The sequence below is a fragment of the Paenibacillus taichungensis genome (assembly GCF_003287275.1).
GTDB classification, from domain to species: domain Bacteria; phylum Bacillota; class Bacilli; order Paenibacillales; family Paenibacillaceae; genus Paenibacillus; species Paenibacillus taichungensis_A.
Map to the genome: position 1 here is coordinate 408,456 of NZ_QEVW01000006.1, position 15,430 is coordinate 423,885.

Sequence of the window (15,430 nt, forward strand, 5' to 3'; positions counted from 1 at the left end):
CTCCCGTTATATTACAATATGAATTACAATTTACCTAAGGCATCCTCAACCAATTCATCCCCAGCGATAAGATCAAAAGCCATTCGGTACGTCTTCTCCTCCTGGAGGGAAGCAGCGATTACACGAGCCACATCTTCACGTGGGATACTTCCCGGTTTCAGATCTGTTCCTACAGAGATTTTGCCGGTGCCAGGCTCATTTTTCAAACCACCAGGACGGATAATGGTGTAATTCAGATCACTTGCGAACAACGCCCGATCGGCGTAATGCTTCGCCACGTAATAAGGCTTAATGGCATCCGACCATTTCTCCCGCTGATCTGCCCCAAACGCACTGACCAAAATATATCTGGTAATTCCGTGCTGCTGTGCCGCCTCCATTGTTTTCACTGCACCATCGAGATCAATGAGCAATGTTTTGTCTTCACCCGTAGATCCACCGGAACCCGCTGTAAATACAATTGCATTGTGATCTTTCATTGCCTCGGCCAGATCATCCACACTGCCTTCCAAATTGCCAATTACGACATTGGCACCAAGCTGCTTCAGTGCATCTGCCTGCTCCGGTTTGCGAATCATCGCGGTAACCTGATGTTTCCCTTCCCGTGCCAGTTGCTGCACCAGGAATTTGCCGATTTGTCCGTTCGCTCCAATTACTAATACGTTCATATGTCATTCTCCTCTCAGTTTTCCTTTTTATAAGCTAGCTTTTATAAAACGCACTTGTCTTTAATTTAAACGAAAGCCGACGCTTCTAAGCGCCGGCTGCTATGTATTACTACCGTTCAGCGCATCTGGCAAGATGCGGAAAACACGTCTTTCCTTTAATATACCATACACCCTATACGGTTATACCGAGCACTTTTCTCTTCAAAACATCTCTGATAACAATGGTTATAATTCAGTATTCACTTCATGAAACTTAGCCCTATGCTAAACGGATGCTGGTTAAAAATAAAAAAGGCACCCCAAGTGGGGTGCCTTTCTGCTGCATGGCGTACAGGTATTAGTAAGCCAGTGCAAACAAACCGTGAATGTGAGCAAGGTAACGGATGTTACTTGCTTCTTTCATCATGGTTGCTGGCAGACCTTTCAGACGAGTCTGGTTGCCACCGATCATGCCGACAGCATCCTTACGACCCAGACTTCCCAGTGTACCGGAGAATACTGGTGTGAAGGATTCCATTGCGCCACCTTTGAACATTACGCCCAAGTTGTGACCAATGGTTTCACCCATTTGCCAAGCCAATTGTGCTGTTGGAGGGTATGGACGAGCGCCTTCGCTAGGGAAGACCACTGCGCTGTCACCAGCAACAAACACGTCTTTATGGGATGTGGATTGCAGTACTTCCGTAACTTTCGCACGGCCACGATCCACTTCAATTCCGCTGTTGGCAACAACTGCATTACCTTGAACGCCGCCTGTCCATACGAGTGTATTCGTAGGAATCGAGCTTCCGTCTTTCAGCAGAACTTCATTTTCTTTCATTTCGGTAATCGCTACGCCAACGATGAAGTTAACGCCACGTTTTTCCAGACTCGATTTAGCACGCTCAACCAGTTCTGGCGGGAATCCTGCCAGGATGGAAGGACCTGCTTCAACCGTGTACAGGGAAACTTCTTTGAAGTCGATACCTTTTTCTTGGCACACAGCCGGAAGAAGGTCAGCGAATTCACCAACAAGCTCGATACCTGTCAAACCACCGCCACCGATAACAAACGTAGCGTCTGCTTTGTTGCCGGATTGTTTGTAAGCATCCAAACGAGCTTCCACGTGTGCACGAATGCGGTTAGCATCGCTAACCGATTTCAGCGTGAAGCTGTACTCCTGCAATCCCGGAATTCCGAAGAATGCCGTTTCACTGCCCAAGGCAACAACGAGTGCATCGTAAGAGTAAGTAGAACCGCTGGTCATGAGAACTTTTTTCTCGTCCGGCTTGATTGTATCCACCGTATCGATTTTCAAGTTCACATTTTTACCACTCAGCAATTTTTCGAGTGGAAGAGCAACTGCTTTTTCAGCAATGCTTCCTGCTGCAAGACGGTGCAGTTCCGTAATAATTTGGTGCGTAGGGTAACGGTTCACAACTGTAATAGTCGCTTCTTCCGGTGTCAGGTATTGACGCGCAGTCAGCGCAGTCAACAGACCACCGTAACCTCCGCCCAAGATCAAAATTTGCTTCGACATATACATCCTCCGTTCTTCTAATCTTAACGTTGCTGTTGCCCACGCTCGTTCAGGATGCTCAGGAATGATTGAGCAAAACGCAGCGTTTGTTGTACGTTTGGATCTTTAAGCATTTTGAGCATAGCGAACAAACCAACCGAAGTTTGCTCGGCTTGCGCACGATCACTTGCTTCGATGGCAGCAGAAGCTACACCTTTAGCTTTGTCTACAACAGGTTTAGCAAACTCGCCCATTGCGCTCATTGTGTCGCTGATCAGAACTTTGTCTGTAGCTACGCTTTGTGCAAAGTCATAAGCTTTGGTCATTGCAGTGACCATTTCAGCCAGTTTAGGCAGGTTCTCCACCAGAACGGTCAGAGACTCCTGTACCTCAGGCTTCATCAGTTGATCCAGTACGTCCAAGGACTGGCGTTGGGAAACGTCGGCACCTTCTGTAACCGGCACCTCTTGTTGAGTAGGCGATTGTGACATAAGAGAAAGTCCTCCTTTACTTTGGGATAGAAGTCCGCGACTTTCATGATGCCTGTCAAGCAGAGCCGAACCACAAATACATCCAATACAACTAAATGTACCAAATTTCACACAATAGAATGAGCATAGCCCAAGGACCGCTCCCACATCGTGTATTGTATCTTGGGTCTATTGCGGACAACATGTGTTGACGCAAAACGACAAGCAGGCCGAAACCGAACTCTATACCCCTATATTACACCTCTTACACATGAACATGAAAAAGAAATTTTTTACACTTGTGAAGATATTGTGAACATTGTAACAAAATCGATTTTTTTGTCAAGCTTTGCGGTCGGGTTAAAATCGATTATTCTCCTGTCCCAGATCCGTAATCCTACCACATGTGGTATGAAGACAAGATCACATATGACCATATGTGCGATATGTACACAAGGAAGGATTTTTTCAACTGAATTTTTTAGGAATTGTTTTCCAAAACCATGAATTTCATGCAACGAAATTGGTCACTGTCGTTATTATGCAGCTAGGGGTGCAGCCTTATTCCTGAAATGACATCATTTCTTGTTCAAGTATGAACCTATCCTGGCATGAAAGCAAAAAAGACTGAAAGAAGGCCTGACGGATTGTCCTGCCTCCCTGATATTTGCTTCACTGTAAGCCTGATCTGATTGTTACATTTAGGTCAGACCATACCTATTTCTGGGGAATGCTGATTCATTTCTTCAAGCAACGCTATTATTGCAACGACAGCAGCTCGCTCCAATTCCTCCATCTCCAGAAGTATCAAGATAGCTTGATCGGCCTGAAGCTTCTCGTTTGGCTTTCCGCCTTCAGGAAAAGGAAAACGCTGCTTGAGCATGTTTAACCTTTGGGACATATTTCGATATAACTCTTCCGCCTGAAGACAGAATGGAATCAAGCTGGAATAGCGGGGAATCGAAGCCCACTTTACAGAAAGTTCCCTGAAAAACTCACCGGCATAACGTCTTGCATCCCACAAAACCGCAATGTTATAGGCATGACCGTTCGGTTCTACCCGTCTATACTCTAGAGCTTCTCTCCATACCGAATAGGCAGCCAGACCACTGACCGTGTTCGGCAAGGTATACGGATCCTCCCCACCATAATGAGCCAAAACAGCTGTCAATGCTGCACGCAGGTCCATTTCTCGTATCATGCCATTGGATTCCGCTGCCAGTACAAATACTTCCTGATTCACACCACGGCCTACATGATCATAGGGAATTGTTCCTGATTTAATGAAATCTGTACCGTATAAGGTTCGAACTGCATCATCATAGCCGTAGATCAATCCGAATTCGGGAATATTCAGATCCCATACTACGGCCGGAATTCCCCGATGAATGGAGTAACGAATCAGGGAGAGGGCCCGAACCAGCCTTGGATTTAGCAACCTTCTCCCTTTCGCTTTCTCCGCTAGCATCGAAGGATCGACCAGATTGGCATTGACCCCCGCTTCACTAGCCAAAGCCTCAACCGCATGGGAACGATAACCCATATGCTGCAATCCTCGGGTAAGCACCTCTTTGAAGTTATAGGCGGTGGGTCCAGCGATATGTATGTCCTGAGGCAGGATGGTCAGACGAAAAGAAAGTCCGCTCATCCCCATAACCATGGGGAGAGATGGAGATGAACCGATATAACCTAACATCTCGTGAATGGATGCTGCTGCCGAGTTCCAGGTTTGGGGAGTTCGAAACGAACGGGGTTCCTCCAGAATCACTCGATTTTGCCCAAGTGAATTCCACTCTGCCAGCATTTCTTCTACAGATAAATGAATATGAAGCTGCGACACTTTTTTACGTGAACGTGATAGAATTTGATACACATTAGCACTTGTTAGATTGAATTTGCAGGCAATTTCTTGCGGCGACAGCTGCTCCATCCAATACGATGTAAAGACCTGTTGCTCTCTCTCGTTCAGACAACCTAGCAGCTTGTGGAGATTGTTCCTCATTTCCTGCTGAGCAACAGCTTGATATGGATCATAGCCTGTTTCCTGCGATCTCCGCTCGGTGTCATTCAAAAGATAGTTCAGTGTCATGTCGAGCGAGTCTTGATCGCTCCATGAGGCACCATCAGCTCCAAACCCAAATGCAAAGTACGAAGAAAAGTGTTGTTCGCGCTGCTGCTCTCGGCGTTGCATATGTGAATACGCCTGATTACGCACAATGCGCTGCATCCAGGCCATAAAACGGTCAGCATTCTGAAGCTGTCTCATATGAATGAATGCACGAATAATCCCATCCTGTAAAATGTCTTCTGCGAGATAAGAATCATGTGTAAGTGCTCGCACATAACGGAACAATTGTCCGCGGTAACGGTGAATCAACTCACCAAAGGCCTCTGTATCCCCAGTTTGGGCTCGTTGGATAAGCGCAATATCCGACTCCTTTTGCCGATTCTCGAATGTTTCATCTTTCCCTGAGCTGATATGGCGATTGACAGTTAATTCATCCATGTGTATTTTCCTTTCTCATAGCCTAGCTTCACTTCCATTACTCCATCTTCAAAATAGCAGCTTCGATCATGGCTTCCGTCTCCGCAAGCGCCTCCATGATTGTCGCAGCAGCCTCCCAGTTGCGGGATACAAGACGGGATTGGCATTCTCCGAATTGGCGGGATTGTGTGTATTTCAAAGCAGAAAGGTCAGGATGAATTGTTTTAAAAAACAAGCCATAATCATGGGCACGACGCGCGCCTACTGGCAGAGCAAAATACACATAATGAGCCCACTCATTACCATCGATTGCTCCAGCACGAACCTGTTCCGCCTTATGCAGAATCGCTGAAGCTCCTGTTCGTCCTTCCTGAGCAATTTCATGGAGCTGTTCTGTAAGGCTTGATTTGAACCAAGTAAAAGCGCGGCGGTTAATCTCCTCCAGATCAGGCTGTTCCATGCGTTCAGGACTCCACCATCGTCGATACACACCGCTACTCCACGGGAATTCAGACTTCCATGCTTCCTCAAGTTTATCCAATGTCAGGAAGACATTCGGGAATCCAGCAGGGTCATGCAGACATATTTCATCGCCTTCCATGCTCAGTGCCACTACATAATGATCACAACCACCCAGGTTAGGAGAGTTGGGATTGTAGACGAGTTTGCCCATATCAAGCGGCCCCATCATCACAGGACCCTGCTTCAAAGTCTCTCTTAGCTCATCTACAGGCATCTCTGTATCCCGTGATTGCACACTTTCACGCACACTAAACCCCAGAATGCTCATCGCCTTGCTGATGGCCAGATCAGGACTGGAGGCACAGTTATCAAAAAAGAGAAGGTCTTCCTGCGTGCGGAAAGCTCCCAGGGAAAAGCCACCGACCGTTTCAAGCAGACCGGGGTCAACCTTTTCTCCAATGGACGACAGCAGCATTGAAGCTGAATTAGCGTAGCAATATGCACCATTTCCAATATAATTGCTCATATCATAACATCCTCTCATTTCTTTAATGAAGCACGCTGCTTGCAATGCCTATACTTATTCTGACTCTTCGTAAAGATCATTTCTGACAGAATATCCAGAACAAATTTCTGCCCGCATGAACTAGGGAACGTTTAGAATGCGGACATCCCGGTTAATAAGGACTACACCAGAAACGAAGGAGATGTTCGATATGAGTAATTCAACTAGCGATAAAATCAAAGCAGGCGTAAACAAGGCCAAAGGCGAAGTGAAGGATCAGATCGGTAATGCGACTAACAACAGATCCCTTCAGGCTGAGGGTAAAAAAGACAAAGCCAAAGGTGCTGTGCAGGACAAAATTGCTGATGTAAAAAAACATCACTAGATCGATTCGTTTAAACGTGAACACGCACGACGATTCGTGCAGTAAATATAGGAACTTTGCCCGACGTCCATACCGGTTGAAAACCGGGATTCGACGGGGGCGCAAAAAAGCCAAGGAAGGTGTTATTCACTACACCCTTCCCTGGCTTTTTTTGTCCTGTTTAGATAGCCGGAACTGCATATCTTGCCATATCGATAATAAAACTGCGTGCTTCTCTTGTCGTGTGGTATTCACGGCTGAATTGTCTTACCCATTCGGGATGTTCCTGATACCATCGAAAGGTCTGCTCCAGTCCCTGCTCCAGCGTCGTCTGAGGGAACCATCCGGTCTCTGACCGTAACTTTCCAGAGTGAACGACCAGACTCGAACCTCTGGACTGGGTGGGCTCCTGCTCCCGAATCTCCGCCATTCTATTAGAAGTATGCAATTGTTGCAAATGATCTCCGATCTCTTGCATGGTTGTTCCTTGCCCTGTCGATATGTTATAGATCTGCTGATCTTGTCCATTCAGCATAATCTGTTCAATCGCTCGCAGCGCATCATCCACATACAGAAAATCACGTACAGCTGATCCCTGAATATCCAGAGGAAGGCCGTCCATCATTCGGCCAAAATTACGCGGGATAATCCGGTCCGGCAACTGCCAAGGACCATAGAGATTGGTTAAACGAAATATTTTTACAGGAAGCTGGTAACATTGAGCGTAGGATCTTGCGAGCATCTCACTGGCTACTTTGGAAGCGGAATAAGGGGATACAGGAGCATATTCATCGGATTCGTGATACACTCTGCCCATCTCCCCTCCGTATACCTCAACGGATGAAGCCAGCACCACGGGAATATGGTGATCGGAAGCGTATTGCAGAATGGCCTGTGTACTGAGGGTGTTGTTACGAAACACTTCTCCGGGGTGATGATACGAATAGTCTACGTGCGGCATCGCTGCCAGATGAATAATATAGTCTGTTTCGTGCGGCAAGCTGAATCTGTCCTTCGCGAGATCACAACAGATAAAGGCCATCTCATGAAGTGGAGAGCTGTGAACAAGCCTCTGACAATAATCATCCTGATCCACCAGGGTGATTCGATGTCCCTTTTGGGCCAAATACTGAGAAAGGTTAAATCCTACAAATCCAGAAGCCCCTGTAATGACAATATTCAAGCACATTCCCCCTTGGGATTAATACAACAAGTTCACTGAAGAGAGTTTATGTTCTGATTATAACCTTATAGTGATACATTTTGTATCATTTTACAATTGTTTTTTGTTCTTCTCCAGAAATAAACGGGTAATGCCATAGAGAGGTGATATTTACGATGAAAGAGGACATGAACAATGTACAGACGATGTTATTCCATGACGATGGTTTGGTCCCCAATCATCCGAGTCTGCCTGTACTTCTGTATAAGGGAATTTGGGCAACAGATTCCTCTCGTGCGGAGTCGTTGCTGAACCTAAATGGATGGGGAAACAGCTGGATTAACGGAGTGTTTGATTATCATCATTATCACAGCAATGCTCATGAAGTACTTGCGGTGGTAAGCGGTTGGGTTGAGCTCATTCTTGGTGGGGAACATGGGAAGGTTGTGCGCCTTCAGGCAGGAGATGTCGTCGTATTACCTGCGGGAACCGGACATAAGCGGCGGAGTGCGAGCCTTGATTTTCGCATAGCCGGCGCCTATCCGGGTGGCATGAGTTACAATACCCGAACTGGCGAGCCGGGAGAACGTCCCAAAGTGCTGCGTGAAATTCAGGAGGTTCCCGTCCCGGATACCGATCCGGTCTATGGGCAAGAGGGGCCACTATTGGAGTTATGGAATCAGAATAAATGAATATCATCAATGTATCATCAGAATCAGAATGAAAAATAATTACATCAATAAGGTTATCTCGCAGGGATCTCCTATCCCTTTTATGGCTAACTCCGTGATTCGTTACATCTCAGAACGATGCAAATGGGAGCGAATAGCGTGTACTAGGTTCATTAGACCAATATATCTCGAAAAAGGGGCGTCCCCCGTCATCCAATGACTTATGGGAAAGCACCTTTTTCGGTTATTGGGGGAGCCTCACACTGTAGAATCGCATGGCATGTGGCTTCCCTTCCATCTCAAGCCGTCCTTGTATGATCAACTGTCGAACACGATATTCAATGAATGCGTCTCCGACAGCTTGTTCGAGATGGCCCAGCACCTCACCTACGACGCGGGCTGATTTTATAAACTCGCCAGGCTGTCGGGTTAACGTAACCTCTCTAACCTTCTGCATAATATATTCATCTATCGCGTCTTCAGGCACGCTCTGAATCTCGCCATCCTTCATTAATCGCAGAAGTCCAGGCTGTACAGCCAAATTCACCCACTCTTGATCCATGTGTTTGCGTTTCTCCAGAGACAACGGTTCAGCATTCACACAGTGTTGCCACATCGCTAACAACTTCTCAGAAAAAATTTCACCTGTTCTAAGAACATCATGCTGAACTCCAGAAGGGTTGAATAATTCCTGATATAATGCACTTGTCTCGATCAAATAGATCGGTCCCAGCCTGTTACGCAGCAAATGCATGGCATATAAAAGCCCCGTTCTCTCATGCGCATTATTCGCATACCAGATAGTGATTCGCGTATCTTCATCAATCGAACTCAACATGTTATTTAATTGAAGCAGCTTATCCATGCCTTGGACGGCATAACTTCCATGTTCACTCAAATAAAGTTTCTCAAGTAGCCAGAGATGCCTGCGGTGTAAATCCACCTTGTTCGTCAAATCACCCAATGGACCGATGGCATAGTAGTCATTCATAGAGAGAAACCGCCGCTCCGAGCGGCCAGGAACCCTGCCCATCGCAACCTTAATGCTGCCTAGCGGCGATTCACCAATCGCTATATGAATTTCACGTGGTTTCTGTGCGTTTAATGCCTGTTGCTCGGTTTTCTCCCGGTTCCGATTCTCATCCAATGTATTAAATATCGACTGAATTTCCGTTGCAAAATGATCAGAATGTTCTTCCGCCGACTGAACACTGACTGCCATATCTACGCTGAGATAGAGCGTACGCAATAACGAACGCAGCTCATCCTCATTCATAAGATGCAGCTCCTTTTCAAAATCAAAGACATTGTCAATCATGCTTATCCCCCTCTAAACAGTCTAAACAGTTGGTCATCTCCGATTAAAATCATTCAAAATCGAACGTACGTATGTGTATCTTCGTAAGTTTATGACGAAATAGACTTTCCAGAGGAGTGACTCAGATCATTCATTTCCTCACGATTGGATGACGAACGGGTGAAGTGACGCTCCAACTTCCGACTTGCCCACAGGGATGCAGCAATAAACAACAAAACGCCGCCCCACCGCACAGGGTGTTCCATAAACTGAGCTACATTGGAACCAATATACGTCACACAGAAGATCATAATGGCTTTACCAAAACTCACAGCAAGCAGGAAAGACGTTAATCTCATCCGCGCGATACCTGCCGCAACATTGATAATTACGAACGGTCCCACTGGAAATATACTCAGCAAAAACACATAACTAAATGCATTCCGCCGAATCCATACCATACTGCGCTGCACACGTGGTTTATTGGCCCAACGTTCCACAAAAGCCGATTTCCCAATCTCCCGTACAATCAGGAACGTAACGGTACAGCCAAGTACCATCCCGATCCATGAATATAAAAAACCTGCCCATAGCCCGTACACCGCTCCGTTAACCCCAACTATGAGCAGTGTAGGCAGCGGAGGCACGAATGATTTCATAAAGGTAAGCAAAATTCCCGGTAAAGGGCCCAGGGAGCGAAACTTCTCCAGCCAAAAACGAATATTCTCTTCCGTAATATAGGACATGACGTCCAAAGATGCCGGGTTCATCTGCTTCCCTCCAATCTATACAGTTCAAATTTTCTAAAGATGTGGTGCCCATTATAAATACATCTGGTAAACCGATGTGAAGTTTCACTACTCACTTCTCCCCAGTATAACGTACATATGAGCGCTGTACCGTTGTCAATTTGAAGAAATTTCACCAGCGACGCTGAAAAACAAAAAAGCACACCCGGACCTGTTCAGTCTTGGTGTGCTCCATGTATCCAATCCCGCTTGAAACCATTGGTGAACATGCTTAGGGCAGTATTTCGCTTGACCGTTTATTCTAGCTGGGCTTCCTGTATTGCCAATTCATTCAGCTCTTCCTGATGTGCAGCATTCCACTCGGGAATACCGGAACGCATGAATTCTTCGGCATCCATCGCTGCTTTGGACTGGTTGCACAGATTGCAGGCGCAGACACAGTTAAGTGGGGTGGTATGCCCCCCTTTGGCTCGCGGCAGAAGATGGTCAATCGTGTCTCCATACGATCCACAGAAGTAGCAAGTATAGTTATCCCGGGTTAAAATAAACCGCTTGAAATCCTTGTTACTAAACAATCGGCGGATCGTGTACCGATTAACCACAACAGCGGCTTTCTCCTTGACGAGCGTGACCGCCAGCTCCATATCCACTTCCTGATGCCAGCGCCGCCCTTTGTCCGTCTTACCGCGCATGCGCACCATGCCCTGACGGTTCGTCCGGAGCGATGCCGGATCTTCCGGGTCAATCGCTACGGGCACCGCCGGAGTATGACGGCGGGGACGGCTTTCCGTTCCAGCCCCGTGGCTGCGGCTGGAATGTGCTGGCGCCCGCTGCCCGGATGATCCGGCGCGGGCTGTGTCTTCGCCGCCCGCCTTAGGCGCACGCTCCTTGCGTGCCGGGCGCGTCTTCGACCCGGGCGAGCCTGGCTGGCGCACGGGTGCAGGAGGCGCAGCCTCCATGGCTGTGCCCGGCGCTTGGCCGGGCGCGGGCTTTGCAGCAGCGGCTGGCTGTGCGGCCGCTGCTGGGGGTCCGGCGACCGAGGCATCGCCACGGTCGCTTGGGCTCGGCGCACTGGCCTCAGCTATGCTGCGGGCCTGTCCTGCGCCGGACGGTAGCGCGGCAGCACGTTTGCGGCGCCGCTTGCGTTTGCGTTTGGCTGCGGTCGGCTGATCCGCAGCCCCTGGCTCTGCTGCCGGGCCTTGCGGCTTGCCTGGCAGCAGAGCCTTGGCCGCCGCAATCTCCTGCTCGGCGGCATGATCCGTGCCAGCGGCTGTACGCGCGCGGACACGCTTCGCAGATGGAGCAGCATTCGCTGTATTCACCTGCGAATCCCTGTCTTGCTGATCAGCCCGCGTCTGAGGCTGATCTACAGTCTCGCTCTCCTCATCAGTTCGGGAGAGCGATTCCGGTTGCTCTATACCCGACTGAAGCTCGGGACGCTTTGCTTTTCTCCTCCTCCTTCTCCTCTTCTTGCGGTTGCCCGAAGACGAAGAGACAGTTGAAGAAGCAACGAGTTCAGCCGCTTCACCTTCCATCATCGAAGAAGATGAACCTACGGACGGCTTTGACTCCCCATATCTTTCTGAAGTAGAAGCAACAGAAGGCGTATCATTTGTATCGACGATCCGTTCTCCTGTATGACTTGCAGATGCAGATGGCGCGGGAGCCCCAGTACCTTTATGACTCTTTACCGCCTCATCCGTAGGCCGGAGTGAGTTGTTATCGTTATCCGCTTGTCCACCGAGCTGACGACAGTAGCGACAAGCGCCACGTCTGGCCCCAGGGCCAGCCCGCTTTCCGGTTCTTCGTCGGAATTCGGACAAAGGTCGCTTTTGCCCGCAGTACATACATGTCTTGGTCAGTTGCGCTTCATGTTCCGTCATTTCCTGCCGGAAAGGGGCCGAGCCCATCTCCATGTTGTCACCTCGGTTCCGTATGAATCCGGTTTCTTTCTATTGTATCACATCTGCTCGCCAACACACTCATAGCCAGATGTCCCATAATCTTTTGTCTTATACTCCTGCGTCTGCCCCGCACATTCGTGAAGGATGTGTTCCACATATTCCAATATATCTTGCATCGGTTTCCCGCATTGTTCACATGTTGTCATTGTTCTCACCTTAATCCTGTTCTTAAAGTTCTCTGCTTATAAAAAAATTGTGTTCCGCCTTCTCATTACCCTTCGCGTATGAAAAAGAAACATCCGTTCCCCATATATGAATCAAATCGGCAATCAAAAAAAACCGTTTCCCGCTCAACCCTAATGGTCGACCAAGAAACGGTTTATTATTCCTGTAGTGGCGTAAATCTTTTAACGAACGTCGAGTTGTCCCGAGTTTTGTTGTGGGACCAGACGTGGCTTTGGTTTTGGCAAATTGCCGAAAATCACCCATGCAAATGGAACGAATCTTGCAGTGAGTCCAACCACAATCCACGATGCGATCAACGCCACACCAAAACCTCCGGCGTACCACAGGTGAATCAGCCAGGAAACCCCGGTTTGTGGTGGATAATTCCGATAGACCAAGAGGAAGAAGGGATGAATCAGATAAATACCGAAGGACAGTGCCCCAAGCCGATTGAGCGGCTTAACGATCAGGGATGGTCCTTTACGATAGAGCAGGTATGCAATCTGAATCAGCACCAGCGCACAGGCGAACGTGTGCAGATTCCAGAAAAACTCGTACCATAGCGTGTTATACGTCGCGATTTTCAAGCGCAACAGATAATAAATGTATACATGGCCGAGTCCGGCAAAAATCCAAACCGCCCACAGCACAATCCATGAAACTACACGAGCTTTGGTTGCATTTTCCCGACTAATGACAAACCATTGTTTAATCTTCGGAAAATATACCCCGATAAAAGCACCCAGCATGAAATAGGAAAAGTAAGAGAACGCCCAACTTCCCTTGTTCGGCACCTGGAAGCCATATTTGTTACTTACGATAAATGCCCACTGAATGAGCAGCCCAATCGGTACCGACCATTTGACGACTGAGGGATATTTCTTGAGCAGCCACAATACCAACGGGAATAACAGATAAAATTGCATGTTGATAAATACAAAGTACAGATGCGTATACGCCTTGCCCGTGAACAGTTTCGTAATGAAACTTACCGCTGATTCACCAAACGGACGACCCTGATAATGCGTGAAGTGCAGGATGACAAAATACATTAATGAAAACAGGAAATACGGCAGCAAAATGTAAACAAATCTTTTTTTGTAAAAGTTGCTGACCAGCTTCTTATCGAGCGGGCGAGAATAATAGTTATAGAACAGTACAAAACTGCTCATGAAAATAAATGTGGGTGTACCATATTTCATAAAAATATTAATAAAATTGTACAGCCAGTAATACCCTGAACCTGTCATGTCCACCGTCGCGTATGAAGTGGAATGCACACACAGCACACCGATGATAGCCATTGCCCGTACGAGATTCAGCTCTGGGATTCGCTCTCTTTTGATTGTTTCACTCATAATTAGCGTTTCTCCTTAATATGTTTCGTTGATATGTCTAAGATGACTTAATATGATAAGCTCACTATCTATTAAAAAGCATAAAGCTTAAGATGGGTAGTCCAAATTCTTAAAAGTTCCTAAATTTTCAACATGTTTCACCATATTTTCATGTCTATATATGTAAAAAAAGACCGCTATGACGCGGCCTGTGAGCATGTTTCGTATCTGTCCAAAATATTGCTGGTTCACTGGGATGAAAATGGTAAACTTCACTGCTGACGACTGGCCAGAATTTGTTTATAGATCTCAATAGCCGATTGTCTTGAGGCTTTCAGATCAACAATTGCATCCTGACGTGGCTGATGAATCTCTTTGCTATGCAAATCCTTCAGGTCAGGCAGCCATTTGCGGATATAATCCCCTTGGGGATCATACTTCTCTGACTGTGTCACCGGATTGTTCACCCGAAAGTATGGAGCTGCATTCTCGCCAAGTGATGCACACCATAGCCAGTTGCCCCGGTTTTGAATATTATCATAGTCACGAAGCTTGCGTCTGAAATACGCTTCACCCAGTGTAAACGAGCATTGCAGATTTTTGGTAAGGAACATCGCGGTCAGAATACGAAGCCGATTCGGCATATGTCCAGTCTCATTCAGTTCCGTCATGGCTGCGTCGATAATCGGAATGCCCGTTTCGGCCTTGCACCACCGTTCGAAGTGGACCTCGCTGAGCGCCGACAGATCATAAACTTTTTCATATGTAAAATAATGACTCTCATATACGGCCCGATACAGATAGAAGTCGCGGAAGCACAATTGTCTGATCCATTCATCCGAATGCTCTGTGCGTTTTGCAGCATCATACATCTTGCGGATGGATACAGCCCCCACAGCAACATAAGAACTGAGCCGACTCGATTCATAAGCTTCATATTCATCCCGATGGTCTCCGTAATCAGCAATTCTGTCAGATAAAAAGCCATCCAACAATTGATGAGGTTCCTTCAAATCCGATACATCACATGCCAGCAATTGAGGTGGTACCTGCAAGGTCTCTGGCCATTCTATCTGCTGATCACTGACCTGCACATCCGCAACCGAAGTAGTTGAAGCTGGATTAGGATATTCGTTCATGAATTCCACCCAGCGTCGGTGGAAGGCCGCAAATACTTTGTAAGGCTCGGACTTGCCCGTAAAATCTGCAAACCCCTTCAGATCCATCAGCAGATGATCCGTCAGCTGTGTAAATGTGACTTCTCGTTCCTCGGTTACCTTACGTATTCCACGATCACGTTCGATTGCATATGGGGTCATATCCCGATGAACGATGACTTCATCTATACCACTTTGCATCCAATCGAGGATATATTCAATCACCTCAGCTGGTTTGCCATAAGCGACGTGCAGCTTGCGGCCTGACTCGCGGTACCGCTTACTAAGCTCAGCAGCATGCTGTAGAAAATTCACTCCGCTATGTTCCTCTTCGCGACCTTGCCGCAGCAGAAACGGATCATAGATGAGCACATGCAGACTCTCTGCATCCTGGTTCCGCAAATAATCGAATGCGACTAGATCATCTGTGCGCAAATCTTTGCGATGTATGAATAATTTCATGCTTCATCCTCCTG

The 15,430-nt window shown here is 47.4% G+C and carries 12 protein-coding genes and 1 pseudogene; 2 read left to right on the plus strand and 11 right to left on the minus strand.

What is annotated here, in order from left to right:
* Window positions 1–23 precede the first annotated feature (23 nt).
* The 5 genes from DC345_RS11015 to DC345_RS11035 all read right to left on the minus strand — a co-directional run bounded on the left by DC345_RS11015 (window position 24) and on the right by DC345_RS11035 (window position 6,109).
* Entirely contained in the window at window positions 24–668 is a 645-nt protein-coding gene (locus DC345_RS11015; protein ID WP_113053122.1) for an SDR family oxidoreductase, read from the minus strand.
* A 337-nt stretch (window positions 669–1,005) separates the two neighbouring features.
* A complete protein-coding gene (locus DC345_RS11020; protein WP_076287362.1) occupies window positions 1,006–2,187 on the minus strand; it encodes an NAD(P)/FAD-dependent oxidoreductase in 1,182 nt (393 codons plus the stop codon).
* 23 nt (window positions 2,188–2,210) lie between these two features.
* A complete protein-coding gene (locus DC345_RS11025; RefSeq protein WP_113053123.1) occupies window positions 2,211–2,657 on the minus strand; it encodes a DUF1641 domain-containing protein in 447 nt (148 codons plus the stop codon).
* A gap of 685 nt (window positions 2,658–3,342) precedes the next feature.
* Complete coding sequence (locus DC345_RS11030; protein WP_113053124.1) at window positions 3,343–5,142, minus strand: RNA polymerase sigma factor; 1,800 nt, start codon at window positions 5,140–5,142, stop codon at window positions 3,343–3,345.
* A 37-nt stretch (window positions 5,143–5,179) separates the two neighbouring features.
* On the minus strand, window positions 5,180–6,109 hold the full coding sequence (locus DC345_RS11035) for a hypothetical protein (protein ID WP_113053125.1): 930 nt from the start codon (window positions 6,107–6,109) through the stop codon (window positions 5,180–5,182).
* A gap of 190 nt (window positions 6,110–6,299) precedes the next feature.
* Here DC345_RS11035 and DC345_RS11040 point away from each other — a divergent pair, with 190 nt between their 5' ends.
* Window positions 6,300–6,473 carry a CsbD family protein gene (locus DC345_RS11040; RefSeq protein ID WP_064506464.1) on the plus strand — a complete coding sequence of 58 codons (174 nt, stop codon included), beginning with the start codon at window positions 6,300–6,302 and terminating at the stop codon, window positions 6,471–6,473.
* A gap of 160 nt (window positions 6,474–6,633) precedes the next feature.
* Here the strand turns inward: DC345_RS11040 and DC345_RS11045 are convergent, their stop codons facing one another.
* On the minus strand, window positions 6,634–7,641 hold the full coding sequence (locus DC345_RS11045) for an NAD-dependent epimerase/dehydratase family protein (RefSeq protein ID WP_113053126.1): 1,008 nt from the start codon (window positions 7,639–7,641) through the stop codon (window positions 6,634–6,636).
* Window positions 7,642–7,790: 149 nt separating this feature from the next.
* Between DC345_RS11045 and DC345_RS11050 the strand changes: the two genes are divergently transcribed.
* Complete coding sequence (locus DC345_RS11050) at window positions 7,791–8,306, plus strand: cupin domain-containing protein (protein WP_258530617.1); 516 nt, start codon at window positions 7,791–7,793, stop codon at window positions 8,304–8,306.
* A gap of 223 nt (window positions 8,307–8,529) precedes the next feature.
* On the opposite strand, the gene DC345_RS11055 is transcribed toward DC345_RS11050, so the two are convergent.
* The 5 genes and pseudogenes from DC345_RS11055 to DC345_RS11075 form a co-directional block, all read right to left on the minus strand.
* A complete protein-coding gene (locus DC345_RS11055) occupies window positions 8,530–9,603 on the minus strand; it encodes a DUF1835 domain-containing protein (protein WP_113053127.1) in 1,074 nt (357 codons plus the stop codon).
* An 89-nt stretch (window positions 9,604–9,692) separates the two neighbouring features.
* Window positions 9,693–10,352, minus strand: a complete 660-nt coding sequence (locus tag DC345_RS11060; protein WP_113053128.1) for a TVP38/TMEM64 family protein — start codon at window positions 10,350–10,352, stop codon at window positions 9,693–9,695.
* 275 nt (window positions 10,353–10,627) lie between these two features.
* A pseudogene (locus DC345_RS32515) lies at window positions 10,628–11,065 on the minus strand (HNH endonuclease); the annotation flags it as partial.
* A 1,577-nt stretch (window positions 11,066–12,642) separates the two neighbouring features.
* Window positions 12,643–13,818, minus strand: coding sequence for an acyltransferase (locus DC345_RS11070; RefSeq protein WP_064641670.1), 1,176 nt, complete (start codon window positions 13,816–13,818; stop codon window positions 12,643–12,645).
* Between the two features lie 251 nt (window positions 13,819–14,069).
* Window positions 14,070–15,416: a cryptochrome/photolyase family protein gene (locus tag DC345_RS11075; RefSeq protein WP_113053129.1), complete on the minus strand. Its 1,347-nt coding sequence runs from the start codon at window positions 15,414–15,416 to the stop codon at window positions 14,070–14,072.
* Window positions 15,417–15,430: the final 14 nt, after the last annotated feature.